20 protein-coding genes are annotated in these 24,403 nt (G+C 62.2%); 6 read left to right on the plus strand and 14 right to left on the minus strand.

The features are described 5' to 3' along the window. Window positions 1–84: 84 nt before the first annotated feature. The 3 genes from R1T45_RS02550 (at window position 85) to R1T45_RS02560 (ending at window position 4,491) form a co-directional block, all read left to right on the plus strand. Entirely contained in the window at window positions 85–1,782 is a 1,698-nt protein-coding gene (locus R1T45_RS02550) for an ABC transporter substrate-binding protein (protein WP_317389195.1), read from the plus strand. Window positions 1,783–1,858: 76 nt separating this feature from the next. Further along, window positions 1,859–3,355 (plus strand): glycerol kinase GlpK, encoded by a 1,497-nt coding sequence (gene glpK, locus R1T45_RS02555; protein ID WP_120352348.1) that lies wholly within the window; start codon window positions 1,859–1,861, stop codon window positions 3,353–3,355. Continuing rightward, on the plus strand, window positions 3,319–4,491 hold the full coding sequence (locus tag R1T45_RS02560; RefSeq protein ID WP_317389149.1) for an iron-containing alcohol dehydrogenase: 1,173 nt from the start codon (window positions 3,319–3,321) through the stop codon (window positions 4,489–4,491). The genes glpK and R1T45_RS02560 overlap by 37 nt, the downstream gene beginning before the upstream one ends. Window positions 4,492–4,527: 36 nt before the next feature. On the opposite strand, the gene R1T45_RS02565 is transcribed toward R1T45_RS02560, so the two are convergent. The 7 genes from R1T45_RS02565 to R1T45_RS02595 all read right to left on the minus strand — a co-directional run bounded on the left by R1T45_RS02565 (window position 4,528) and on the right by R1T45_RS02595 (window position 12,960). Further along, complete coding sequence (locus tag R1T45_RS02565) at window positions 4,528–5,922, minus strand: M20 family metallopeptidase (protein ID WP_120352349.1); 1,395 nt, start codon at window positions 5,920–5,922, stop codon at window positions 4,528–4,530. 2 nt (window positions 5,923–5,924) lie between these two features. Next, window positions 5,925–7,508 (minus strand): gamma-glutamyltransferase, encoded by a 1,584-nt coding sequence (locus R1T45_RS02570; RefSeq protein WP_317389150.1) that lies wholly within the window; start codon window positions 7,506–7,508, stop codon window positions 5,925–5,927. Between the two features lie 4 nt (window positions 7,509–7,512). Further along, window positions 7,513–8,508 carry an oligopeptide/dipeptide ABC transporter ATP-binding protein gene (locus R1T45_RS02575; RefSeq protein ID WP_317389151.1) on the minus strand — a complete coding sequence of 332 codons (996 nt, stop codon included), beginning with the start codon at window positions 8,506–8,508 and terminating at the stop codon, window positions 7,513–7,515. Beyond that, a complete protein-coding gene (locus R1T45_RS02580) occupies window positions 8,505–9,503 on the minus strand; it encodes an ABC transporter ATP-binding protein (RefSeq protein WP_317389152.1) in 999 nt (332 codons plus the stop codon). Before R1T45_RS02580 ends, R1T45_RS02575 begins: the two co-directional genes overlap by 4 nt. A gap of 3 nt (window positions 9,504–9,506) precedes the next feature. After that, complete coding sequence (locus R1T45_RS02585; RefSeq protein ID WP_120352353.1) at window positions 9,507–10,409, minus strand: ABC transporter permease; 903 nt, start codon at window positions 10,407–10,409, stop codon at window positions 9,507–9,509. 1 nt (window position 10,410) lies between these two features. After that, window positions 10,411–11,328: an ABC transporter permease gene (locus R1T45_RS02590; protein ID WP_317389153.1), complete on the minus strand. Its 918-nt coding sequence runs from the start codon at window positions 11,326–11,328 to the stop codon at window positions 10,411–10,413. Between the two features lie 114 nt (window positions 11,329–11,442). Beyond that, window positions 11,443–12,960, minus strand: a complete 1,518-nt coding sequence (locus R1T45_RS02595; protein WP_317389154.1) for an ABC transporter substrate-binding protein — start codon at window positions 12,958–12,960, stop codon at window positions 11,443–11,445. Between the two features lie 165 nt (window positions 12,961–13,125). On the opposite strand from R1T45_RS02595, the gene R1T45_RS02600 reads away from it, so the two are divergent. Further along, a complete protein-coding gene (locus R1T45_RS02600) occupies window positions 13,126–13,908 on the plus strand; it encodes an IclR family transcriptional regulator (protein ID WP_067936249.1) in 783 nt (260 codons plus the stop codon). A gap of 37 nt (window positions 13,909–13,945) precedes the next feature. Here the strand turns inward: R1T45_RS02600 and R1T45_RS02605 are convergent, their stop codons facing one another. The 6 genes from R1T45_RS02605 to R1T45_RS02630 form a co-directional block, all read right to left on the minus strand. Continuing rightward, on the minus strand, window positions 13,946–16,009 hold the full coding sequence (locus tag R1T45_RS02605; protein ID WP_317389155.1) for a catalase: 2,064 nt from the start codon (window positions 16,007–16,009) through the stop codon (window positions 13,946–13,948). A 101-nt stretch (window positions 16,010–16,110) separates the two neighbouring features. Beyond that, a complete protein-coding gene (locus tag R1T45_RS02610) occupies window positions 16,111–17,157 on the minus strand; it encodes a glycosyltransferase family A protein (protein ID WP_317389156.1) in 1,047 nt (348 codons plus the stop codon). Then, on the minus strand, window positions 17,154–17,717 hold the full coding sequence (locus R1T45_RS02615) for a class I SAM-dependent methyltransferase (protein ID WP_067628818.1): 564 nt from the start codon (window positions 17,715–17,717) through the stop codon (window positions 17,154–17,156). The genes R1T45_RS02610 and R1T45_RS02615 overlap by 4 nt, the downstream gene beginning before the upstream one ends. Continuing rightward, window positions 17,717–18,415, minus strand: a complete 699-nt coding sequence (locus R1T45_RS02620) for a PIG-L family deacetylase (RefSeq protein WP_317389157.1) — start codon at window positions 18,413–18,415, stop codon at window positions 17,717–17,719. Before R1T45_RS02620 ends, R1T45_RS02615 begins: the two co-directional genes overlap by 1 nt. Further along, on the minus strand, window positions 18,412–19,500 hold the full coding sequence (locus R1T45_RS02625) for an acyl-CoA dehydrogenase (protein ID WP_317389158.1): 1,089 nt from the start codon (window positions 19,498–19,500) through the stop codon (window positions 18,412–18,414). Before R1T45_RS02625 ends, R1T45_RS02620 begins: the two co-directional genes overlap by 4 nt. A 174-nt stretch (window positions 19,501–19,674) precedes the next feature. Next, window positions 19,675–20,304: a glutathione S-transferase family protein gene (locus R1T45_RS02630; protein ID WP_120352361.1), complete on the minus strand. Its 630-nt coding sequence runs from the start codon at window positions 20,302–20,304 to the stop codon at window positions 19,675–19,677. A gap of 133 nt (window positions 20,305–20,437) precedes the next feature. Between R1T45_RS02630 and R1T45_RS02635 the strand changes: the two genes are divergently transcribed. Both R1T45_RS02635 and R1T45_RS02640 read left to right on the plus strand, forming a co-directional pair. Continuing rightward, complete coding sequence (locus tag R1T45_RS02635; RefSeq protein ID WP_317389159.1) at window positions 20,438–20,941, plus strand: CinA family protein; 504 nt, start codon at window positions 20,438–20,440, stop codon at window positions 20,939–20,941. Then, the gene (locus R1T45_RS02640) at window positions 20,938–23,001 is read left to right on the plus strand and encodes an NAD(+) synthase (RefSeq protein ID WP_317389160.1); all 2,064 of its coding nucleotides are present in this window, start codon (window positions 20,938–20,940) and stop codon (window positions 22,999–23,001) included. The genes R1T45_RS02635 and R1T45_RS02640 overlap by 4 nt, the downstream gene beginning before the upstream one ends. A gap of 6 nt (window positions 23,002–23,007) precedes the next feature. Here R1T45_RS02640 and R1T45_RS02645 read toward each other — a convergent pair whose 3' ends face one another. Then, complete coding sequence (locus tag R1T45_RS02645) at window positions 23,008–24,228, minus strand: MFS transporter (protein ID WP_317389161.1); 1,221 nt, start codon at window positions 24,226–24,228, stop codon at window positions 23,008–23,010. Window positions 24,229–24,403 lie beyond the last annotated feature (175 nt).

A 24,403-nucleotide genomic window follows, 5' to 3' on the forward strand; every position in this document is an offset into this window, starting at 1 on the left:
CGCTATCACGGCTGATCCCGGTTAATCGGGGCAGCCATACGACACGACCAAATGTCTAGGGAGGACATAATGAAACGATCTGTCATGAAATCGAGTACCGCACTTGCGGTCACGCTCGGTCTGCTCGCCGGACCAGCATTTGCGGATATGGATGCCGCGAAAAAATTCCTCGACGAGGAAATCGAACGCTCCGCGCTAAGCCGCGAAGAGCAAGAGGCGGAGATGCAATTCTTCATCGACGCTGCTGAGCCGTTCAAGGGCATGGACATCAAAGTGGTGTCCGAGACAATCACCACCCATGAATACGAGGCCAACGTGCTGGCCCCGGCCTTCACCGCGATCACGGGCATCAACATCACCCACGACCTGATCGGCGAAGGTGACGTGGTCGAGAAACTGCAAACGCAGATGCAGTCGGGCGAGAACATCTATGACGCCTATATCAACGACTCTGACCTGATCGGCACGCACTGGCGCTACAAGCAGGCGCGCAGCCTGACTGACTGGATGGCGAACGAAGGCAAAGACGTGACCAACCCCGGTCTCGATCTGGACGATTATATCGGCCTTGATTTCACCACGTCGCCTGACGGTGAGCTGTACCAGCTGCCCGACCAGCAGTTCGCGAACCTCTATTGGTTCCGCCAGGACTGGTTCACCGATCCTGAGTTGATGGCTGAGTTCAAAGAAAAATACGGCTATGAGTTGGGCGTGCCGGTCAACTGGTCTGCCTATGAGGACATCGCTGAGTTCTTCACCGGCCGCACCATCGACGGCGTCGAAGTCTTTGGCAACATGGACTACGGCAAAAAAGACCCGTCGCTTGGCTGGCGCTATACCGATGCGTGGATGTCCATGGCTGGCATGGGCGATGTCGGTGAACCCAACGGCCTGCCGGTCGACGAATGGGGCATCCGCGTCAACGAAAACTCGCAGCCGGTCGGTTCCTGTGTGACCCGCGGTGGTGCGACCAACGATGCGGCGGCGGTCTATGCGATCTCCAAATCCATCGAATGGCTTGAAAAGTACACGCCCCCCGCAGCCGCTGGCATGACCTTCGGCGAAGCCGGTCCGGTCCCTGCACAGGGCGCAATTGCCCAGCAGATGTTCTGGTACACGGCCTTCACCGCGGACATGGTGAACGAGAATGCCACTGCCGTGCTGAACGACGATGGCACGCCCAAGTGGCGCATGGCCCCCAGCCCGCATGGCGCCTACTGGAAAGATGGTCAGAAGGTTGGCTATCAGGACGTGGGCAGCTGGACGCTGATGGAAAGCACCCCCGTCGACCGCGCCAAGGCCGCATGGCTCTACGCGCAGTTCGTGACCTCGAAAACCGTCGATGTTGAAAAGGCCCACGCCGGTCTGACCTTCATCCGCGAGTCGACCATCCAGCACGAAAGCTTCACCGAACGTGCGCCGAAACTCGGCGGTCTGGTGGAATTCTACCGTTCGCCCGCGCGAGTGGCATGGTCCCCCACCGGGACAAACGTGCCGGATTACCCCAAGCTGGCGCAGCTGTGGTGGCAGAACATCGGCGACGCAATGTCCGGTGCGAAAACCCCGCAAGAAGCACTCGACAGCCTCTGCGCCGAGCAGGAAAAGGTCATGGAACGGCTTGAGCGCGCAGGCGTCCAAGGCGATCTGGGTCCGAAGATGAACGAAGAGCAGGAAGCCTCCTACTGGCTGGAACAGCCCGGCTCGCCGGTTGCCAAGCTCGACAACGAAGACCCCGAGCCTGAGACAATCAGCTACGAAGAGTTGATCAAGTCCTGGCAGTAAGCCAAACTTTGGGGGGCCGGGGCGCAGCAGCGTTCCGGCCCCTTTTTCATTCCATAAGACAACCGGGGGCTGCGCCATGACCCATATCCTCGCCATTGATCAAGGAACCACATCCTCGCGGGCGATCCTTTTTGACGGCAACATGGCCGTGACGGCCACCGCCCAAGAAGAGTTTCCGCAGCATTTCCCCCGTTCCGGTTGGGTCGAACATGATCCCGGCGATCTGTGGTCCACCACTGCGGGCACCTGCCGCGCGGTGATCGAAAAAGCAGGCCTGCGCCCCGATGACATCACCGCCATCGGCATCACCAACCAACGTGAGACGACGCTGGTCTGGGACGCCAAGACCGGCCAGCCAGTCTATAACGCCATCGTTTGGCAAGACCGCCGCACTGCCGATTTCTGCCGCGCGCTGCGCGAGAGTGGTGACGACAAGATCATCACCGAACGCACGGGCCTGCTGGCCGATCCTTATTTCTCCGGCACCAAGCTGAAGTGGATTTTGGATAACGTCGACGGGGCGCGCGACCGCGCACAGGCGGGCGAGTTGCTTTTCGGCACGGTCGACAGCTACCTGATCTGGAAGCTCACAGGCGGCGCGCGCCATGTGACTGATGCCACCAACGCCGCGCGCACTATGCTTTATGACATTCACAAGGGACGGTGGAGCACGACGATCTGCAAGATGTTCGACATTCCCGTCGAGATGCTGCCCGAGGTCAAAGACTGCGCCGCCGATTTCGGCATGACCCGTCCCGATCTGTTTGGCCGCGAGATTCCGATCCTTGGTGTGGCAGGCGACCAGCAGGCGGCGACCATCGGGCAGGCTTGCTTCCAACCGGGCATGATGAAGTCGACCTATGGCACGGGCTGTTTTGCGCTGCTAAATACGGGCGAAACGGCGGTGACTTCAACCAATCGCCTGCTGACCACCATCGCCTATCAACTCGACGGCAAGCCAACCTATGCGCTCGAAGGGTCGATTTTCGTCGCTGGTGCCGTGGTGCAATGGCTGCGCGACGGGCTCAAGATGATCCGCGAGGCGAGCGAGACTCAAGCACTGGCCGAACAGGCCGATCCGCATCAGAATGTGGTGCTGGTGCCCGCCTTCGTCGGCCTCGGTGCGCCTTACTGGAACGCGGAGTGTCGCGGCGCGATCTATGGGCTGACGCGCAACTCCGGCCCCGCGGAACTGGCCCGCGCGGCGCTGGAAAGCGTCGGCTACCAGACCCGCGATTTGCTGGAGGCGATGCAGGCGGATTGGGCCGCGCAGGGGCAGGCGGGCGAGATCGCCACGCTGCGTGTCGACGGTGGGATGAGCGCCAGTGACTGGGCGATGCAGTTCCTGTCCGACGTGATCGGCGCCTCGGTCGACCGTCCCGATGTGCTGGAAACCACGGCGCTTGGAGCGGCATGGTTGGCGGGGCAGCGGGCGGGCATCTATCCGGACATGGAAGGCTTTGCCCGCGAATGGGCGCTTGATCGGCGGTTTGAAATGGAGATGGATGCGGCGACGCGGGATGAGAAATACGGCGCATGGAAGCGCGCCGTGAACGCCACGTTGCAATTCTGATGGAGGGGATCGCAGCCTTTGGTTTCGCCACCGCTGGGCGCATCCGCTTTGGCCGTGGGACCACTTCAGAAGCCGTCGACGCCGCGCTCAGCTTTGGCCGCCGGGTGCTGATTTTACGCGGTGGTTCCGTCGCTTGGGTCGATGAGCTCAGCCGCGAACTGACGGCGGCTGGATGTGACGTGACCGAGGTCCGCAGCAGCGGCGAACCCTCGGTCGAGGATGTCCGCTCTGCCGCTCTGGCAGGGCGCGGAGCGCAGTTGGTGCTGGGCGTCGGCGGAGGGGCGGTCATCGACCTTGCCAAAGCCGCAGCGGCGCTGATCCCGTCGGATTGCGACGTGATGGAACATCTCGAAGTCGTGGGCGCGGGCAAGCCGCTGCAAGCCGACCCGCTGCCGATGATCGCGATCCCGACCACCGCGGGCACCGGGGCCGAGGTCACCAAAAACGCCGTTATCGCCGTGACGCAAGCCGCGCGAAAAGTCAGCCTGCGCGACGACCGAATGCTGCCGCGTTTGGCCTTGGTCGATCCTGCGCTGACGGATGGCGCGCCGCGCGGCGTCACGTTGGGGTCGGGCCTTGATGCGTTGGTGCAGGTGATCGAGCCCTATCTTTCAAGCAAAGCCAACCCGCTCAGCGATGCGCTCTGCCGTGCCGCGATTCCGCAGGGGATTGCCGCGCTCAAACGTCTGGCGGAGGGCGAAGACCCTGCCGCGCGGGACGCGATGGCCTATGTCAGCCTGTCGGGCGGTTTGGCGCTGGCGAATGCGGGCCTCGGCGCGGTGCATGGGTTGGCCGGTGTGATCGGCGGGCAGTTTGGCGCGCCGCATGGGTTGATTTGTGGGCGTCTGCTGGGGCCGGTGCTGGCCGCCAATAGTGATGTGCTCGGTGCCTCCCGGCGGTTTTCAGAAGTGCAGACATGGCTGGCAGAGGGTTTTGATCTGCCCGAGACCGGCACATTCACCGCCCTCTCGGCCCTGCTTGACGATTGGGGGCTGGAGCGTCTGAACCGCTGGATCCCCGAAGGGACCGACCTTGTAGAGACTGCGCAGGAAGCGGCGGCGTCTTCCTCCATGCGGGCAAACCCCTGCGCCCTCAGCCAAGATGCGCTGGAAAATTGCATCCGGGCTGCGCTGTAAGTCGGGCAGGGGCCGGTTGCCCCCGCCCGTTTGTTCTCACGCGGCACGCGGCGGTGTATTGCCGTCGCCCAGGTCCCAGAACACGCCCGCCATCACCCGCAGCGCATCGCGGCAGACGGGTTTCAGCACATGTTCATCCGGCGCGTGCTGCGAACAGCTGCGATAGGAATGCGGCACCCAGACCGTCGGCAGACCCAGAATATCGCTGAAACTGTCGTTGGGCAGGGAGCCTGCAAGGTTCGGCAGGATATGTGGCGCTTTTCCGGCGCTTTTCGTGAGGGAGGCCGCCACGAACTTCACCCAAGGGTGATCCGCATCCAGCCGCGTCGCGCGGAAGAAGCCGCGGTCATGCGGTTCGATCCGCACCTCCTCAAACCCGTGTTTATCAAGGTGGCGGCGCAGCGCGGGCAGGATGTCTTCGGGATCGGTGCCGACCACATAGCGCAATTGGCAAGTGGCGGTGGCATGGGCCGAGATCGCGTTGACCGGCGCTTCGGGGACGCCGCTTTTCATCGCGAGAATGGCAAAGCTGTTCCAGCCATAGGCGCGCTCGACCGGGGACAGGTCTTCTTCGCCCCAGTCGGTGTCGATGGCGGGGCCATCATCGCTTTCGATCGGCAGGTCTTTCAGCGCGTCGCGGACCGAAGGTGTCAGACTGTCAGGGCGCCATTCAGCGATCTGGATTTGCCCGCGTTTGTCGGTGATGGTCGCCAGCGCTTGGGCCAAGATCATCGCCGGATCGGCTAGCAAGCCACCCCAATTGCCCGAGTGATGCGCCCCGTCGCGTTTGTCGATGATCAGATCGAAAGAGACCCCGCCGCGCGAGCCCATGAACATGGTCGGCACATCGGGTTGCAGGCGCGGTCCGTCCGAGGCGATCAACACATCCGCCGTCAGCTTCTCGCGATGTTCGGTAAAGAACTCTGGCAAGCCCGCGCTGCCGGTCTCTTCGCTCATCTCGATCACGATGCGGCAGTTGAACCCCAGCTTGCCGCGGGTCTTCAGCACGGCTTCCAGCGCCGCGATATTGATCAGGTGTTGGCCTTTGTTGTCGGCGGTGCCACGGCCATACAGCTTGTCGCCTTCCTCAACCAGTTTGAAGGGATGCAGCCCCTCGCGCCACTGGTCGGTTTGGGCGCGGATCACGTCGCCATGGCCATAGGTCAGCACGGTCGGCAGATCGTCGCCCTCGCGGCGCTCACCGACCAAAAGCGGCCCGCCGCGTGGGTCGGGGTTGTCGTGCAGCGAACAGGTAAAGCCCATCGCGGTCAGGCGCGGCTTCATCGTCTCGGTCAGGTAGCGCATGAGTTCAGGCGCTTGGTCGGGGTTCTGGCTTTCGGTCTCGTAAGAGACGAGGGTGCCCAATTCGGATTGGAATGTGCCGTCGTCGAAATAGGTCGTGATCGCTTGGATCGCGCTGTCGCGGGTCATGCTTAAAGGTCCTTTGTCATATCTTCGGAAACGGCGTCGCCCCAGGGCGACATGATCTCGGTGCAGCCGGAATTGCGTCCCGCGTCGCGCATTACACCTGCGGGGCAGGCAAAGGCGTAGGGAAAGATCGTGCGTTTTGTTTCGGCGACGGTGCTGTCTTCGCGCAGACGGTCCAGCACATCGCGCGGCAGGTCTTCGTCGGCGATGAGTTGGTTCGCGTCCGAAGCGTCGATCCGGGGCGCGTGGAAGCTTTCCTCCAACGACATGTCGAAATCGGTGACGAAGGAGGACAGTTGCGCCACCGCGCCGAGAATTTTGCGCCCGCCGGAGGCCCCGAAGGCAAAGCGTTTTTCACCCTGTTCGCCGATCACCGGGCAGACGTTCATCAGGCAGCGCTTGTTCGGCCCCAGCGAGTTCGGGCGGCCCTGAACGGGATCGAACCACATGATGCCATTGTTCATCAAAAACCCGGTCGAGGGGGAGACGACCCGCGAGCCAAAAATCGACAGCAGTGTCTGGGTCTGCGCCACCATATTGCCGTGACGGTCGACGACCGAGAAATGCGTGGTGCAGCCCGGGGCCTCGGGGCTTTCGCCGGTGTCGCCCATCGATCCGAGCCGCCGCGCATAAGCGCCCTTTAGCGCCGCAGCCATCGCGGCATAGCTGTCGGGGCCGGGAGCGCTGCCGAGGTCTTCGGTTTCCAGCGAGGCAAAGGTATCGCGGAAGGTCGGGCCAGCGGTCAGCCCCGGCACCACATGGAACCGCGCGTCGCGGTAGGCGAAATCGAGCGGGGCGTGGAACTCGGCCCGGTAGGCTTGCAGGTCTTCGCGCGAGAGGCTGCCGCCCTTGTCCTGGACATCCTTCGCCATGGCCGCGCCAAGGTCACCGTCATAGAGCGTCCGCGCCCCATGGCGCGCGATCTGATCAAGGCTGTCGGCCATGCGCGATTGATCCAGCCGCTTTTCGGCCAGCGCGGTCCAACCGCTGATCGTTGGCCATTGCCCATCTTCGAGGAAAACCGCCGCAGCATCCGCATCTTTGGCCAATTCGCGCGTGCACGAGGCGATGACGAGTGCGGCATACCAATCCACCGTCAGCCCCTTGCGGGCGTGGTCAATCGCGGGCGACAGCAGTTCGCCCCAAGGCATCTTGCCAAAGCGCGCGTGCGCTTGGCCCAGCCCATCGACCACACCCGGCACGGCAATTGCCGTAGCACCCTGCACGTTACGGTCGCCTTCGACATGCTCCCACGGGAACAGATCGCCCGCCTTGCCGCGCCCGCTGAGCGGATAGTTCGCCGGGTTAAGCGCGCCGGGGCTGCGCATGCCGTGGTTCAGCGCATGGGCCTGACTTTCTTCCGCGCGCCAAAGCATCATTGCCCCGCCCCCGGCAGGGCCGCTCATCCATGGCTCCAGCACCCCGATGACGAATGAGGTGGCCACGGCTGCGTCTACCGCGTCGCCCCCTGCCGCCAGTACTTCGGCCCCCGCGATTGCTGCAAGCCGGTGCTGGGCCGCAACGACGCCGTGTTCGGTTTCGATGACGGTTTTGCGGGTTTGACTGCTGTGCGACAGGTTCGATGACATGGGATTACTCCTGCTCGTACATGGGGGTTTCCGGATCGTGCAGATGGCAGGCGACATGCCCCTGCGGGATCGGGGTGTGACGCGGGGCCTTTTGCGTGCAGAGGTCCGTCGCACGCGGGCAACGGGGATGGAAGTGGCAGCCCGGCGGCGGCGCGATCGGGTTGGGATAGGCCATGCCAAGCTGCGTGTCCGGCACGCCCAAGCCCGGCTCGGGCGTCAGCACGGATTTCAGCAGCGCCTTAGTGTAGGGGTGACGCGGGGCGTCAAAAAGCCCGGCGACCGAGTTCTGCTCCACGATCTCGCCCAGATACATCACCGCCACGCGCGTGGCGAGGTGTTCGACCACCGCAAGATCGTGACTGATGAAGAGATAGGTCAGGCCGAATTCTTCGCGCAGCTCGCCCAGAAGGTTGAAAATTTGGCTCTGCACCGACACATCCAGCGCCGAGGTCGGCTCGTCGCAGATCACCACCTCGGGCTTCATGATCAGCGCGCGGGCAATCGCCACACGCTGCCGTTGGCCACCGGACATTTGGCTGGGGTAGGTGTTCATCACGCGCTGCGGCAGGCCGACAACGTCGAGGATTTCTTTGACCTTCTTCTTGCGGCTGGCCTCATCCCCGATGCCATGTACCCGCAGCGGGAGAGAGATCACGTCATAGATGCTTTTGCGTGGGTTGAGCGAGGAATAAGGGTCCTGAAAGATCGGCTGGATGCGCCGGGCCAGCGCCAGACGGCCCTGCTGCGTGATCTCTTCGCCGTCGATTTTGACGTGACCGGCAGTGGGTTGCTCCAGCCCCAAAAGGATCTTGGCGAGGGTGGATTTCCCGCAACCGGATTCACCGACCAGTCCCAGCACTTCGCCTTTGCCCAGTTGCAGCGATACGTCGTTCACAGCCGTCAGCGGCTTGACCTTGCCGAACATGCCCTGTTTCACCCGGTAGGTCTTGCTGACGCCCGAAAGCTCCAGCACCGGGGGGGTGTTTACGCTGTCCTTCATACGGTCAGCTCCTTCTCGGAATGGCGTTTGCCATCGGGGAAAATGCAGCGGAAGGCGTGGCTGCCCTCCTCTCTTTTCGGGATCTCGCCCCGGCATTCGGCAACCGCATGCGGGCAACGGGTGCGGAAGACGCAGCCTTCGACTTCGCCCACCAGCGAGGGCACGATGCCCGGAATGGTCCCCAGTTTCGCGCCGCGGTCGGTCTTGCCGGGCAGGGGAATGCAGCGCAGAAGGCCACGGGTGTAGGGATGCGACGGCGCGTTAAAGATGTCGGCCACCGGCCCGGTCTCGACCAACTCGCCCGCGTACATCACCGCGACCTTATCGGCCACGCGCGCCACGACGCCGAGATCATGGGTGATCAGGATCACGGCCATGTTCATCTCGCGTCCCAGATCGTGCAGCAACCGCAGGATCTGCGCTTGGATCGTCACATCAAGCGCGGTTGTCGGCTCGTCCGCAATGATCAGTTCCGGCTCGCACATCAGCGCCATCGCGATCATCACGCGCTGGCGCAACCCGCCTGAGAGCTGGTGCGGATACTGCGAAAGACGGCTCTCGGCGGCGGTGATGCCGACTTTTTCCAGCAGTTCAATCGCCCGGTCCCGTGCCTGTTGGCGGCTGACCTTGCGGTGCAAGAGCAGCGCCTCGGCCAATTGGTCGCCGATCGTATAGGCGGGGTTCAGCGAGGTCATCGGCTCTTGAAAGATCATCGCCATCCGCGCGCCGCGCAGCTTGCGCATCTGGCCTTGGCTGGCGGTGGTCAACTCGGTGCCATCAAAGGTCATCCGATCCGCGTTTCGCTTGATGGATTTGCCCAAGAGCCCCATCAGCGCGAGCGAGGTGAGCGATTTGCCCGACCCGCTTTCGCCAACGATACACAGGGTCTCGCCACGGTTAAGGTCAAAGTCGATCCCACGTACCGCATGCAGGGTGCCGCTGCCCGTGGGAATGTCGAGCCGCAGGTTGCGGACGCTCAAAAGAGGTTCTGTCATGGGTCAGCTCCGGTTTTCGGGGGCGGTCACGTCGCGCAGACCATCGCCCATCAGATTGATCGCCAGCACCAGCACGAAAAGGACAGCGCCGGGGATCAGGACAAGCCATGGCTCGAACAGCATCATGTTCTTGCCTTCAGAGACCATCAGGCCCCAGCTTGGCGTCGGCGGTTGCACACCAAGGCCAAGGAACGACAGTGCCGCTTCCAGCAGGATCGCGTGGGCCATTTCCAGCGTCACGACAACGATCAGATTGTTGGCGATATTGGGCATGATCTCGGACAACAGGATGCGCGGGGTGGAGGCACCGATGACCTGTGCTGCCGCAACATATTCGCGCCGCCGCACCTGCATGGTCGAGGCGCGCATCACCACGGCGAAACGGTCCCAGAGCAGCAGACCAAGAACGCCGATCACGACCTGTAGCGAACCACCAAGGATCGCCACGACCGCGAGGGCCACCAGCACCACGGGCATCGCCAGACGCACGTTGATGAGGAAGGTCACGACCGCATCGACCTTGCCACCGAAGTAGCCCGCAGCCACGCCCATGGCCGTTCCGATCACGCCAGAGATCAGCGCCGCCACGGCCCCGATCAACAGCGATATCCGTGCGCCATAAATCAAGCGTGACAGGTAATCGCGGCCCAGATGGTCGGTGCCCAAGGGATGCTCCCAATCGCCGCCAAGGAACACAGGCGGCTCCATCCGGGTCATCAGGCTTTGGGCATAGGGGTCATGGGGTGCGATCCATGGGGCGAGGATCGCGATGATCGTGAGGATGATCAGAACGATCGCCCCGATCAGCAGACCTTGGTGCCCAAAGACGCGCTTGCGCAGCATCTGGCCGGGGGTCGGGCCGGTGATTTCGTCCAAAAGGCTGTCATGTGTACCAGCGGTGATCATGTCAGCTGCTCCTCATGCGGGGGTCGAGCCATGCATTGAGCACGTCTGCGAGGAAGGTGAATACGATGTAGAACATTGAGAAAATCAGGATCAGCGCCTGCACGGTGGGCAGGTCATTCCGCGCGATGCTTTCCCACGCAAGGTAACCCGCGCCATGCAGAGCAAAGATCAATTCAACCACGATGGAGCCGCCAAGCATGAAGCCCATCTGCACGGCCGCAAGGCTGACGACCGGGATGATCGCGTTGCGCAGCGCATGGCGGAACAGCACGCGGCGTTCATTGGCCCCCTTGGCCCGCGCGGTGCGGATATAGTCGGAGTTCAGAACATCCAGCATCCCGGCGCGCGTCAGGCGCATGATGGCGGGCATCGCGTAATAGCCCAGCACGATGGTCGGCAGAATGAAATGACGCCAAGTCTCGGTGCCCGATGGCGGCAGCCAGCCCAGTTGGATGGCAAAGACAACAATCAGGATCAAACCAAACCAAAAGCTGGGCATCGCTTGCCCGGCGACCGAGATGAACAGCGCTACACGGTCAATGATCGAATTGGGACGGATCGCGGCGACCACGCCAAGCGGCACGGCAGTCAGCAGCGCGAAGGTGATGCCGCAGACGCCCAGTATCATGGTAACACTGAGACGGTCGGCAATGAGCGAGGCAACCGGCAGGCGGAAATAATAGCTTTCGCCAAAATCGCCCTGAATGGCCGAGAACAGCCATTCGCTATATTGCACCAACATGGGCCGGTCGAACCCGTAGAGACGGCGCAGCGCCTCGACGTCTTCGCCACTGGCGGTTTCGCCCGCAAGTGCTGCGGCGGGGTCGCCCGACAGGAACAGCAGGCTAAAGCTGATAAACGACACGGTAAAGGCCACGAGAAGGGCCAGTCCCAATCGTTTGAGAATGAATTGAAGCACGGGTGCAACTACCTTGAGGCTGCGCCGCAGGCGGATGGCCTGCCGCGTGGGTCTGGGTGGGGTGCGGAAAAAGCAAGCGCAGGGGCACCGATCACGGCGCCCCTGCAGATTGGTTTACTTCCAGCTGGCCGTGGTGAAGCGCAGAACTTCGTCGGCTGTGGGCGTGTAGTCCACCTCGTTGGTGGTCACGTAGTTGGTGTTGTAGGAGAACATCGGCGCCCAATAGGCTTCCTCGGTGATGCGTTCGATCGCTTTGGAGTAGTTCTCTTTGCGGACCTCTGGGTCGGTCGAGCTGTCGGCTGTGTTGAGGTATTCCAGCGTCTCATCGTCCATCGCATAGTCGAGCGAGCCATGCTTGAAGAACTGGCTGACCATGGCAGAGGCATCGTTGATCGAATAGCTGCCCCATGTCTGGAACGACACGGCGGTTTCGCCTTTCATGTTCTGCTCACGCAGGGCGGAATACTGCAACATCTTGAAGTTGGTATCGATGCCCACAGCGTTCAGGTAGCTCGAGATCGCTTCGGCATATTCGCGGTCGCGGTAGGCATAAAAGTCGATGGTCAGACCGTCTTCATAGCCCGCTTCGGCCAGCAGTTCCTTGGCTTTTTCGGGGTTGTACTCATACTCGACCGCCGCCTCTTCGTCGCAGCCGAACTGGCTGGGGAAGCAGGGGGTGTAGACGACTTTGGACTTACCCTTGAGCAGCGCGTCGACCAGTTCCTGACGGTTGATCGCGTGGTTCACCGCTTTGCGCACGCGGATGTCGGTGAAGGGGCTGTCTTCGGAACGGCCCGCCGCATCCAACGTCAGATAACCCACACGCATGGTGAATTCGTTGGAGACCTGAAACTCATCCCGCTCGGCCAGTTTCTCGGCTTGGTCCGAAGGCACTTGCCAGATCAGGTCGAGCGACCCGCTGAACAGTTCCGCCATCTGGGTGTTCACATCCGGGATGGTGCGGATGTCGACGTTTTTGATGCTGGGCTTGCCCTTGGGGCTGTCATGGTAACCTTCATAGGCTTCCAGCTTGAAGTGCTGGCCGGGCACGACTTCGGTCACTTTGTAGGGGCCGGTGCCGACGGGTTTGAGGCCCATGCCTTCGGGGCCAGCTTCTTCGTAGTAGTCGCTGGGGTACATCGACACGGGGCCGGACAGGAATTCGATCGCTGCCGGGAATTTCTCTTTCAGCATGATCCGCACGGTGTAATCGTCGATCTTCTCGGCCGATTTCATCCAGTTGACGTTGCGCTGCGTTTTTACGCCATTGGCCTCATCGGCCACGTAGTTGACGGTGAACACCACGTCATCGGCGGTGAAGTCCGACCCGTCGTGGAATTTCACACCTTCGCGCAGTTTGAATTCGATGGTCGTGTCGTCGATCCATTCCCATTCGGTGGCGAGGTTGCCCATGTATTCGTTGCTGACCGGATCGCGGTAGATCAACCCGTCCCAGACGGCGCGCTGCAGCACAACGCCTTCGCGCGATGAGTTGAAGTAGCTGTCGACGTTCTCAAGTTCTTTGGTGAAGGCGACGTTCAGCGTGTCGTCTGCCTTGTCCGCCCAAGCCGCACCCGTGGCGGCGGCAAGGATAAGGCCGGTGATGGTAGATTTCAGGACCGTGGATTTCATGGTCAACTCCCCTGTTGGTTTACGAATTCGGTTTCGTATCGTTTTTGACTTGCGAAGCGTATCATATAATAATACTTGATATCGCTATACGATTAGTAAACGCAATGAGCTTGGCATACGTCAAGCCCCGGTTTGAACAATTGGGCCGGTTTCAGGGGTAGGTGATTGGAAAAGAAGCAAAATACGCTCTATGTAGGATCACTTGCCAAGGGGCTGCGACTGCTCCGCGCTTTTGATGAATCGCATACGGAATTGTCACTGGTAGAGCTGGCCGCGCGCAGCGGGCTGGACAAAAGTGCCGTGCAACGCCTTGCGAATACGCTGCATATCGAAGGCATGTTGGAGAAGGATCCGGCCACCCGGCGCTATCGCCCCTCCCATGCATGGCTCGAACTGGCCTATGCTTATTACTGGTCAGATCAACTGGTCGGGCAGGCGATTCCCAAGCTGATCGACCTCAGCCAAGAGATCGGTGAGACGGTGAATCTGGCCGAGCTTTCCAAGGACCATATCATCTACGTCAGCCGCTTGCCCTGCCAACGGACCTACTTCGCGGCGACGGTGATCGGGCGGCGGCTGCCTGCGCTTTCGACATCGGCGGGGCGGGCGATCATCTCGACCTTCTCGCCCGAAGACCGGGAAGAGGCGATTGAGACTTGGCCGCTCAAACCCTTTACCGCGCGCACCACGATGGACCGCGCCACGATCCGCAACAGCATCAATGAGGCCGTCCAACATGGCCATGCGATTTCAAGCGATCAGATGATTCTGTCAGAGATCGGTGTGGCTTGCCCGATCACCGGCCCAGACGGGCGCGCCTTTGCGGCGGTGCAATGTTCGGTCTCGGCTCACACCTGGACGCGCGAGCGGATCAGGGCCGAAATTCTGCCGCGGTTGCAGGACACGGCGAACGCGATTTCACCATCGTCACAGGTGCATCGGCGCTAGAAAAAGGCCGGAGCATTTCGCCCCGGCCTTTGATTTCTTATTCCCAGTTCAGCTTTTCTTCTCGCTGCCAGAACCGCAGCTTGCGGCAGGACTGAAGGAAGTCACCCGCATTCTCGGCAGAGACTTCCACCGTGCCCTCGTCCTTCTCAACGCCGGCGGCATTGAGCAGCGGATCGGCGGCTTTGGTCCACGCGATAAATTTGTTATGCGCAAAGGCATCCGAGACGAAATCCTGCGAGGGTTTGTTCTTGGCGATCTTGTCAGCCTTTTCGTCGCCAAAGACCAAGGCCACCGCATCAAAGACCACCGACGGCCCGCCGTCGATCTTTTCATCCGCCGCGCGGGTGCTGCCATCTGACAGGGTGACCCCTTGGATATGCGGCGTCACGATCGCGACCATCGCGCCCTCGTCGGCGAACGTTTTCTCCAAGGCTTCCACGATCGACGCATCGGCGCCCTCCGTCAGGAACAGACCCAGCTTGCGGCCCGCGAAAGTGTTCGGCGGGTTTTTCAGAATGCTGAGCGCATCTGATGGCGGCAGATCGGTGATCGGGGTCCGGGCGGGTGTGGCCGGTTCCGGCATCTCGGTCACGCCAAGACCTTCGGCAACCTGTTTCGCCAGATCGTCATGCACGTTCATCAGATGCGACAGCATCCGCAGGCGAATGCGCTCTTCCTGACATTTCGACAGTTCGAACGTATAGGCCGCCGCGATATGCTGCTGTTCGATCTCTGTCTGGCTGATGTAGAACTGCCGCGCTTGGCTGTAGTGGTCGGCGAATGTCTCAGAGCGCACGCGCTGTTTGGTGCCACTGACCTCTTCCGCGTAGCTCTTGAACCCAATCTCCGGGTTTTCCCGGGGGCCGCCATCTTCGCCCCAGCTGTTGGGCTCATAGTTCACCCGGCCCTTGGGGTTGTGCATCGCCATATGGCCGTCTTGCTGGAAATGGTGGAACGGGCATTTCGGCGCGTTGATCGGGATATGGGTAAAGTTCGGCCCGCCGAGGCGTTTGATCTGCGTGTCGAGATACGAGAAGTTCCGCCCCTGCAGCAGCGGGTCATTCGTGTGGTCGATCCCGCGCACGATGTTCTGGGTGCAAAAGGCCACCTGCTCGGTCTCGGCAAAAAAGTTGTCGACGTTGGCATCCAACGTCAGCGTGCCAATGATGCGCACCGGCACCTGTTCTTCGGGGATCAGCTTGGTCGCGTCGAGGATGTCGAACTCAAAGTTATCGGCGAATTCGTCGTCAAAGACCTGAATGCCCAGATCCCACTGCGGGTAATCGCCCGCGTCGATGGCATCCCACATGTCGCGGCGGTGGAAATCCGGGTCCGCGCCGTTGATCTTTAGCGCCTCGTTCCAGACCACCGATTGCACACCTTGCTTGGGCTTCCAGTGGAACTTGACGTAATGGGATTTGCCCTCGGCATTGACCAGCCGGAAGGTGTGCACGCCAAAGCCTTCCATGAAGCGGAAGGAACGTGGGATCGCCCGGTCGGACATCTGCCACAGCGTCATGTGGATCGCCTCGGGAGAGAGCGACACGAAATCCCAGAAGTTGTCATGCGCCGATTGCGCCTGTGGGAAGCCGCGGTCAGGGGCGGGTTTGACAGAGTGGATGAGGTCGGGGAATTTGATCGCGTCTTGGATAAAGAACACGGGGATGTTGTTGCCGACCAAGTCCCAATTGCCCTCTTTGGTGTAGAACTTCGTCGCAAAGCCGCGCACGTCACGGGCCAGATCAAAGGACCCTTTGTTGCCCGCGACGGTTGAGAAACGGGTGAAGGTCGGGGTCTTTTCGCCGACGCGCTGGAAAATATCAGCGGCAGAAAGTTCGGGGATCGCTTCTTTGAGTTCGAAATGCCCATGCACCCCGTAGCCGCGGGCGTGAACGACACGCTCTGGAATGCGCTCGTGATCGAAATGGAACATCTTTTCGCGAAAAACGTGGTCTTCCATCAAGACCGGGCCGCGCGGGCCTGCTTTGAGCGAGTTTTGATCATCCGCGATCGGACCGCCCTGCGCGGTCGTCATCGTCTTTTCACGGTCCGTGGTTTGCTGGCGGGGTTCACCGCCTTTGCCAAGTTCTTTGTCTGTCATGATCTTTCTCCACAGCGCCCCCGGAAATAATCGAGAGGATTTCTTGCTAATATGTGGCGGGCACAGATGGCCGCTCCAGAGGGGGCGGTAATCGCCCGACCCTATGAAAGTTCAACAGCCCCGGCGGTGCGGGGTTCCGATGTTTCTGCGACCTGAGCGGGAAAGTTCTCGCCCCTCCAGCAATTGGCTGGCGCCTGACCGGGCGACGCGGTTGCTTCCTCTCCCTCTGGCAGGTTTAGAAAGGCGCGCAGCTTCGCGATATGCGCAGGCAGTTCTCGGACCGGGACGCGCTGCGGTTGCGGAACCTGTGCGGGCCAGCACCCCAAAGTGCCGCGCTGCACCTGATCAAGAAGGGTCGCTGCATTCGGCAAACAGTCGTCGGCCAAATATTTCGTTCCGGCCAGCCGAATACGCAGGGTATCCGCCATTCCGCCCGCCGCCCGTCCGACAAGCCTGCAAGAGGCTTCGACCCAGATGTCATCCGCGTGATGCACCCGAAGGCCCGCCGCCCGCGCGGCGCGGATGATCGCGCGGTCCTCGCCGCAGGGGATCGGGGCGAAGCCGCCGACGGCCTCATAGGCCGCGCGGGTAAAGCCAAGGCTGGCCCCCGGTGCTTCGCCGTGGCTGTTTTGCAGATCGGCGCAGTTGGGGGCATGGCGGGCGTAGAGTTCCAGCACCAAGCGGCGATAGGCGGACTCATTGGCCTCTAGGCCGGGGTCTTGCTCCGCCAAACAGGCGGCTTCTTCGGGGTTCAGCGTCACTCTGCCACAAAGGGCATCGTAGCGGTGCAGGTGTTGAATGCTGCGGGCGACCCAATCGGGGCTGACGCGGCAATCGGCATCGGTGGTCAGGATCTGGCGCAGATGGGGCATCTGTTCCATGGCCACGGCGCCGCCCTTCCGCCGCGCCGCCCCGACCCCCATGCCGGGCGGAAAGGTGAGGTCGAGCACAGAAACGTCAATGCCATGTCGCGCCGCCGCCAGCATGGCAATCTTGGCGGTGTCGTCGTCGGTGTTGTTCACCACAAGGATCACGCGGATACGGTCGTTGCACTGCGGGGCAAGAGCGCTCAGGCAGGCGCCGATCCGCTTCGCCTCATTTCGGGCGGGGATGATGATTGCGGTGTCCTTCCAGCGCTCGAAACTCATGCCCGCTCCCCCGGAAACGCGCGGTCGATGCGGTAGTTCTCGGTCTCACTCACGCAGGTGAATTCATGGGTGCTGAGCGCACGTGCAAAGCCCTTGAGCGCCTCTTCTCCCTGAAGCGGGTTCCCGGTGTCCCCGCGCCAAGTCACACAGATGATCTCGGCCTGCGGCCAACGGGTCGCGATGTCGGAGGCCAGATGCTCCAGCCCCGGATGATCCAGAAAATAAAGCACCTCTGACAGGATCAGCAGATCAAAGTCACCCTCGGGCAGGGGGCCGGGATAGAACCCTTGAATGAACCGCCCCTCAGGCACCGCTTGCCGCGCGGCGATGAGGGCGCTGGCCACGGCGTCCATCCCGGTATAACGCGCGCAAAGGTCAATCAGGTGCCGCGCCAATTGCCCATTGCCGCAGCCCAACTCAAAGGCCGAGCGGTAGCCATCTTGCGCAAGCGCCGCCCGTGTCGCCGCGAATTTGGCCTGCTCATAGGCGCTGTGCTCAAACCCCCAAGGATCGCTCGTCTCGGCATAAAGACCCTGAAGATGATCCAACCCCACGCCCATCACGGCATCCTCCAGAAAATCTCATCTTGCTGCGCGAAAAGGTCGATCATCGCACCGGGCAGGACAAACCCTTGGGGGTCGTCTTGCACGACCTGTCCAAGCTGGCTGCGATGCGCCCGGATCGCGGCGGTTTTGGCCCCACGGTAGGTGGCGGTGTCGAGGGTGAGGGGGGCGTAGCTAGCGGTGTTTGCTGCGAAGTTCGGATCGTCAAAACGGCTCCAGACTGGGTAGCTGTGGAAATGCAGATCGGGGCGCTGCGCCCGCAACGCCTCGGCCAGTTTTGCGGTTGTCTGATGATCGCAATGTTTGTCTTCGCGGGCGGGAACAAAGACGTGCCGCGCGGCTTGGCCGTCGATCAGCGCTGTCAGCGCGGGCAGGATGTCGGCGGCGGAAACCTCATGCAAACGGCTGTCAGGGTGGCCGAGCCACGTCAGGTCCGCCGTGCCGCCGCCGAGAATTTCAAGCGCCTCAATCAACTCGCCGCGGCGCGTTTCGGCCAATCGCACCGGGGGCCAGTCGCGAGAGGCGGGGTGGCTGGCGCTGCCATCGGTCACGCAGACAACATGCGCCCCGGCGCCTGCAAAGGCACGGGCCAAAAGGCCGCCGCAGCCGAGTGTTTCATCGTCGGGATGGGGCGCCAAGACCACGATCTTTTCGCGGCCAGACAGGGCATCGGCAAGGGGCGCGCTACGGCTCATCCAAAGACACCCCAAGTCGCTTTTTCACTGGAAAGCGCGTGGCCTGCGGCGCGTTGCAGAAAGGCGTCCCGCGCTGCTTGGCGCAGGTAGACCGACAGGTCCCGCGCCATGCGGCCAGTCTCAGAAGAGGCCGTGAAATGCCGCAGGCCGAGGCTTTGCTCAACCGCTTTGATCGTGTCGAGGGCGACTTCCTCGGTGTAGAGCCGCGCCGCGATGGAGGTGCTGACGATGGTCTCTTCCTCGTGGTCGCCCACGCTGGCCTGACCTGCGCGTTCGACCAGTGCCATCCCGGCCCAGACCCGCATCAAGACCTGCATCAGTCGCGCCAATTGGGCTTCGGCCTCAAGCCGGTCCATATCGCGCAGGGCGCTGGCCGCCGCATCGATCAACCCCGCGGCCGCGCCAGCCTGAAGTGCCGCGATCCGCCAGACCCCGCCGATGAAATGCGGCTCTTTCAGGTAGTCACCCGGGGCACCAATCCGGGCCTCTTCGCCCAAGGGCAGCCCGGAGAAATTATACGTCCCCGAGGCCGTGGCCTGCATCCCCAGCATGTCCCATTGCGTGGCATCGCCCCGTCTCGGGTCAGTCACATCAATCAGCGCAAGCTGCACCTCGGGGCCGGAATTGAGCGAGATAAGCGCGTGGGTGACGGTGCCGAGACCAGAGGCGAAGATCTTCTCACCTTGCAACACACTGCCCTCGGCCTTTGCAGGCGTGCCGCCATCGGCCCCCCAAACCCCCAACAGTCCGCCGTCTTTGATCACCTGTTTTGCGTGTTCTGCCTGTGCCGGACTGCCGTAGAGCCGGATCAGGCGCAGCGCGTTAACGTGGCCTTCCCACAAACGCCCCACGCTAAGATTGGCCGCGCCGATCTGCATCAGCGCATGGGCGGTGCGCAGGGGGGAGGCAGCACCGTCTTCCAGCATCAGACCCGCGTCGCGCAGAATCTCGATGGAGGCGCTGATCGGTGCCGTGCCCGCCTCCTCGTCCGGCGCCGCTTTGCGCAATGCGCTTCGGGCCGCTTGAGAAAGGACATCCGGTTGAGAACTGGGCGGAAAAGGATCGAAACGCGGTGCACTGTTCATGACAGCTTCCGACAGCCGCTCACGGGTATAACCACCAGATCAAGCATCACGATTCAGCCCCCATTCATGAAACGGGCAGCCTGCGCGGTCGGCAGCACTGCCTTCGACAGTGCAACCGATCAACTTATGCCTTGGTTCCCCCTTACGTTGCAGCCGCGAGGGGGGGAGCCGATTTCAGCCCTCAGGAATCTCGCCCATCACCTTGGGCACGTGGTAGCCTTTTTGCACCGCGTCGCGCGCGCGTAGCCGTTGGTACCACGCCCGGACATTGGGGTAATCGGCAAGGTCAATCTGCTGCCATTCATAGCGCGAAACCCAAGGCCAGCAGGCCATATCGGCGATGGAGTATTCGCCGCAAATGTGGTCGCGCCCCTCAAGCTGTTTGTCGAGCACGCCGTAGAGACGTTTGACCTCCGCGCCGAAGCGGTCTTCGGCATAGGCGGCCTTGCCGGGGTTGAAATGCAGGAAATGATGCGCCTGCCCGGCCATCGGGCCAAAGCCGCCCATCTGCCACATCAGCCATTGCATCACCTCGGCCCGCGCGGCCTGACCTTCGGGCAGAAAGCGGCCATATTTCTCGGCGAGGTAGACCATGATCGCGCCGGATTCCATCAAGCTCACCCCGGTGTCATGGTCCACGATGGCGGGGATTTTGTTGTTGGGGCTGATTTTGAGGAAGTCGGGACTGTGCTGCTCATCCTTGCTGATGTTGATGGGATGCACGTTATAGTCGATCCCCAATTCTTCCAGTAGGATCGAGACCTTGCGGCCGTTCGGGGTGGTCCATGTGTAAAGGTCAATCATCGCTTTGGTCCCATATGCAGATGCGCGGTTTAATTTCTTGCAATGTTAAGCAGGCGGCTTGTGGCGGGTCAACGCAAGGAACCGCAGCGGGGGCAGGGGGTTTGCTTAACAAGGCACTATTTGCGGAGCGAAGATGCAGAAAAGTGATCCCTTATCGCAGCCCGACATCGCTGATCGCGCGAAATCCGTTTTGGAAAAGCTTTGCGCGCGGGACATCCATATCACCACCGCCGAAAGCTGCACCGGCGGGCTGGTTGCCGCCCTTCTGACGGATATCGAAGGTTGCTCTCATGCGTTTGAGCGTGGTTTCGTCAGTTATACGGATCAGTCCAAACACCAGCTTTTGGGGGTCGACCGGGCGCTTTTGGACGCATGTGGCGCGGTCTCCCGCCCTGTGGCGATTGCGATGGCCGAAGGGGTAATGGCGCGCTCAGGTGCGCAGATCGCCGTCTCGACCACCGGATTTGCCGGACCGGGACGCCCCGAGGACGAAGAGGGGCTTGTGCATTTTGCGCTTGCACGCGAGGGATGTAACACGGTTCATCGGGCCGAGTCCTTTGGGGTCATTGGCCGCGATGCTATCCGGCAGCGATGCCTTGAAACGATATTGGATATGTTGGAGGAGAGCCTGACGTGAGCAAGAGCCAAGCCGCCGCCTTTACCGCCTACCACCGTCACGGCTTTGTCCGGGTGGCGACCTGTACACCCCATGTGCGGCCTGCTGATGTGGCCTTCAACCGCGATAGCCTGCTGGACGAAATGCGCCGCGCCGATGCGGCGCGTGTTGATCTGCTGGTCTGTCCCGAACTGTCGCTCTCGTCCTATGCCATTGACGATCTGCACATGCAGGATGCGCTGTTGAATGCGGTGGAAGAGGCGCTTGGCGCGCTTGTCGAAGCCAGTGCCGAGATGACCCCCGTGATCTTGCTCGGCGCGCCGCTGCGCCGGGAGGGGCGACTGTACAACTGCGCCATCGCCATTTCGCGCGGGCAGGTGCTGGGCGTCGTGCCAAAGTCTTACCTGCCCAATTACCGCGAGTTCTATGAGAAACGCTGGTTCGCCCATGGCCGTGACACCGGCGGAGAGATCACCGTCGCGGGCCGCCGCGTGCCCTTTGGCGATGATCTGATTTTCGAGGCGACGGATCTGCCCGGCCTTATCTTCCATGCCGAAATCTGCGAAGACCTCTGGACGCCCGCGCCGCCTTCGTCGGATGCCGCACTCGGGGGCGCGCTGATCCTTGCCAATCTTTCGGCTTCCAACATCGTGATCGGCAAATCCTCTGACCGCCACCTTCTGTGCCGGTCGCAATCCATGCGCGCCTTTGCGGCCTATGTCTATTCCGCCGCCGGGCCGGGAGAGAGCACGACCGATCTGGCCTGGGACGGGCAGGGGATGATCCATGAGTTGGGCGATCTGCTGGCCGAATCCACCCGCTTCCCGCTGGAGCCGGAGCTGACCATCGCCGATGTGGATTGCGGACGTATCCAGTCAGAGCGGATGCGCACGGGCAGTTTCCACGACGCCGCGCGGCACCACGCGCCAGAGTTTCGCCGCGTCACCTTCGCCCATCAGCCGCATCATGAAAACGCCGGGCTGATCCGCCCGCTGCGCCGTTTTCCCTATGTGCCGAACCGCGAGAGCCACCTCGACCAAGACTGCTATGAGGCGTTCAACATTCAGGTCGAAGGGCTGCGCCGCCGGTTCGAGGCGACCAAGGGCAAGACCATGGTGATCGGCATTTCCGGCGGGCTGGATTCAACCCATGCGCTGATCGTGGCGGCCAAAGCCTGTGACCGTATGGGCATCCCGCGCGACCGTATTCTTGGGTTCACCATGCCCGGCTTTGCCACCTCCGAAGGGACCAAGTCCAACGCTTGGAAGCTGATGAAGGCGATGGGCATCACCGCCGATGAGATCGACATCCGCCCCGCCGCGCGGCAGATGCTGGAGGATATGGATCACCCCTTCTCAGGTGGGGAGCCGGTCTATGACATCACCTTTGAAAACGTGCAGGCCGGGCTGCGCACCGATTACCTTTTCCGGCTGGCCAACCAGCGGCAGGGCTTCGTCATCGGCACTGGCGATCTGAGTGAGCTGGCGCTTGGCTGGTGCACCTACGGCGTCGGCGACCAGATGAGCCATTACGCGGTGAACACCGGCGTGCCGAAGACGTTGATCCAGTATCTGATCCGTTGGGCCACCCGCTCGGGCCAGTTCGACGCAGAGACGGACGGGGTGCTGCAAGCCATTCTGGACACCGAAATCTCGCCCGAATTGGTGCCCGCAGGCGAAGATGAAGAGATCCAAAGCACCGAGGCGATGATCGGCCCCTATGAGCTGAACGACTTCTTTCTCTTTCACACCATGCGCTATGGGCTCGCCCCATCAAAGGTGGCCTTTCTGGCGTGGCACGCATGGCACGACATCGAAGAAGGCCGCTGGCCCGAAGGCTTCCCGCAGGCCAAACGCAACGCCTATGACTTGGAAACCATCCGCCATTGGCTCGAAAAATTCCTGCACCGCTTCTTTGCCACCAGCCAGTTCAAACGCTCGGCCTTGCCGAATGGGCCCAAGGTCAGCGCCGGGGGCGCGTTATCGCCGCGCGGCGACTGGCGCGCGCCTTCGGATAGTGTCGCAACCCCGTGGTTGGAAGAGTTGCGCAGCAGCGTGCCGGAAAGCTGGCCGAAAGGCTGAGCCGCGCTATTCCTCGCGGCTCAACTCACCTTCGACAAAGTTCGGGGTCAGCGGCGGTGCCGCGTGCCGCTCTTGGGTTTCAGGATCGCTGCGCAGGGTCATGCGCAGCAGCCCCCATGCCACGATGATAAGTTGAAAGCCGCCAAGCGCCAGCGGCAGGCCGCGCGGCCCCAGCGTATCCAGCAGCACACCCGCCAGCAGCGGGCCGATTGCCGCGCCAATCCCCTGCATCAACACCAAACCGCCCGAAACGGCCACCACCGCCGAGCCGGGGGCGCGGTCGTTGACATGGGCGATCACGATGGACTGCGCAGGCAGGACCAGCCCGCCGATGGCGAACCCCAGAACCAGCAGCATCGTCCCCGTCGGCGCCGGGATCGGCAGGGTCAGCAACATCAAGGCGCTGCCTGCGGCGGCTAGCCCCACGCCAAGACCCCGGCGGCTCATCCGGTCGGACATCCAACCCAGCGGGAACTGAAGCGCCAGGCCGCCGATGGTAAAGGCCGCGATCAGCAGGGCGATGCGGGACTGCGTGTATCCCATTTCCTGAGCAAAGAGTGGTGCCAGCCCGTAGAATGTCCCGATGGAGGCCCCGACCAGCCCCGCGGCCACCGCGCCATAGGGCGACAGGCCCCAAAGGCGGCGCAGTGAAGGCGGCTCTTGCGCGCCCTCAGAGCGCGGCCCTTCCACGCGGCTTAGCGAAATTGGCACCAGCGACAGTGACATGACGATCGAGACGAGCACGAAGAGGATGAACTCAGCCGGATCCCCAAGGTTAAGCAGGAACTGCCCCGCCGCCCCCGACGCCATGCCGACCATGCCATAAACCGCCAGCAACTTGCCCCGCTGCGCGGAACTGACCGACGCATTGAGCCAGCTTTCCGTGACGATGATTAACCCGGCAAAGGCGAAACCCGTCAGGCAGCGCACCGCGATCCAGACCCAAGGATCGACAAAGGCCAAATGCATCAGCGCCGCCGCAGAGGCAACAGAGGCGAGCGCGGCAAAGGTGCGGATGTGCCCCACGCCGCTGATCAGCCGCGGCGCGACGAAAGACCCAATGCTCAGCCCCGCGAAAAAGCCCGACATGATCAGGCCGGTGGTCGCCCCGCCAAACCCCTCAAGCCCCGCGCGCACGGCCAAAAGCGTGCCTTGCAGCCCGTTGCTCATCTGCAAAAGCGAGAAGCCCAGTAGCAGTGTCGCCAGTGGTAGAACCGTCGCGCGCATGATGTCCCCTTTGGTCTAATGTTTGGCCTTGGCCCCGGTGATTGCCTGGCCTTTGAGCCGGAATATGTGCGGCGGCAATCGAATTTCTAGTAATCAACCCCCGCGCCCTTTCACCGGGCTGGGTTCCGCGCCATAGTGGTAACAGCCAGCGGCCCCGTCAGGGAATGCCCGGCCA

This window comes from Sulfitobacter sp. LC.270.F.C4 (assembly GCF_032922545.1).
Taxonomy (GTDB): domain Bacteria; phylum Pseudomonadota; class Alphaproteobacteria; order Rhodobacterales; family Rhodobacteraceae; genus Sulfitobacter; species Sulfitobacter profundi.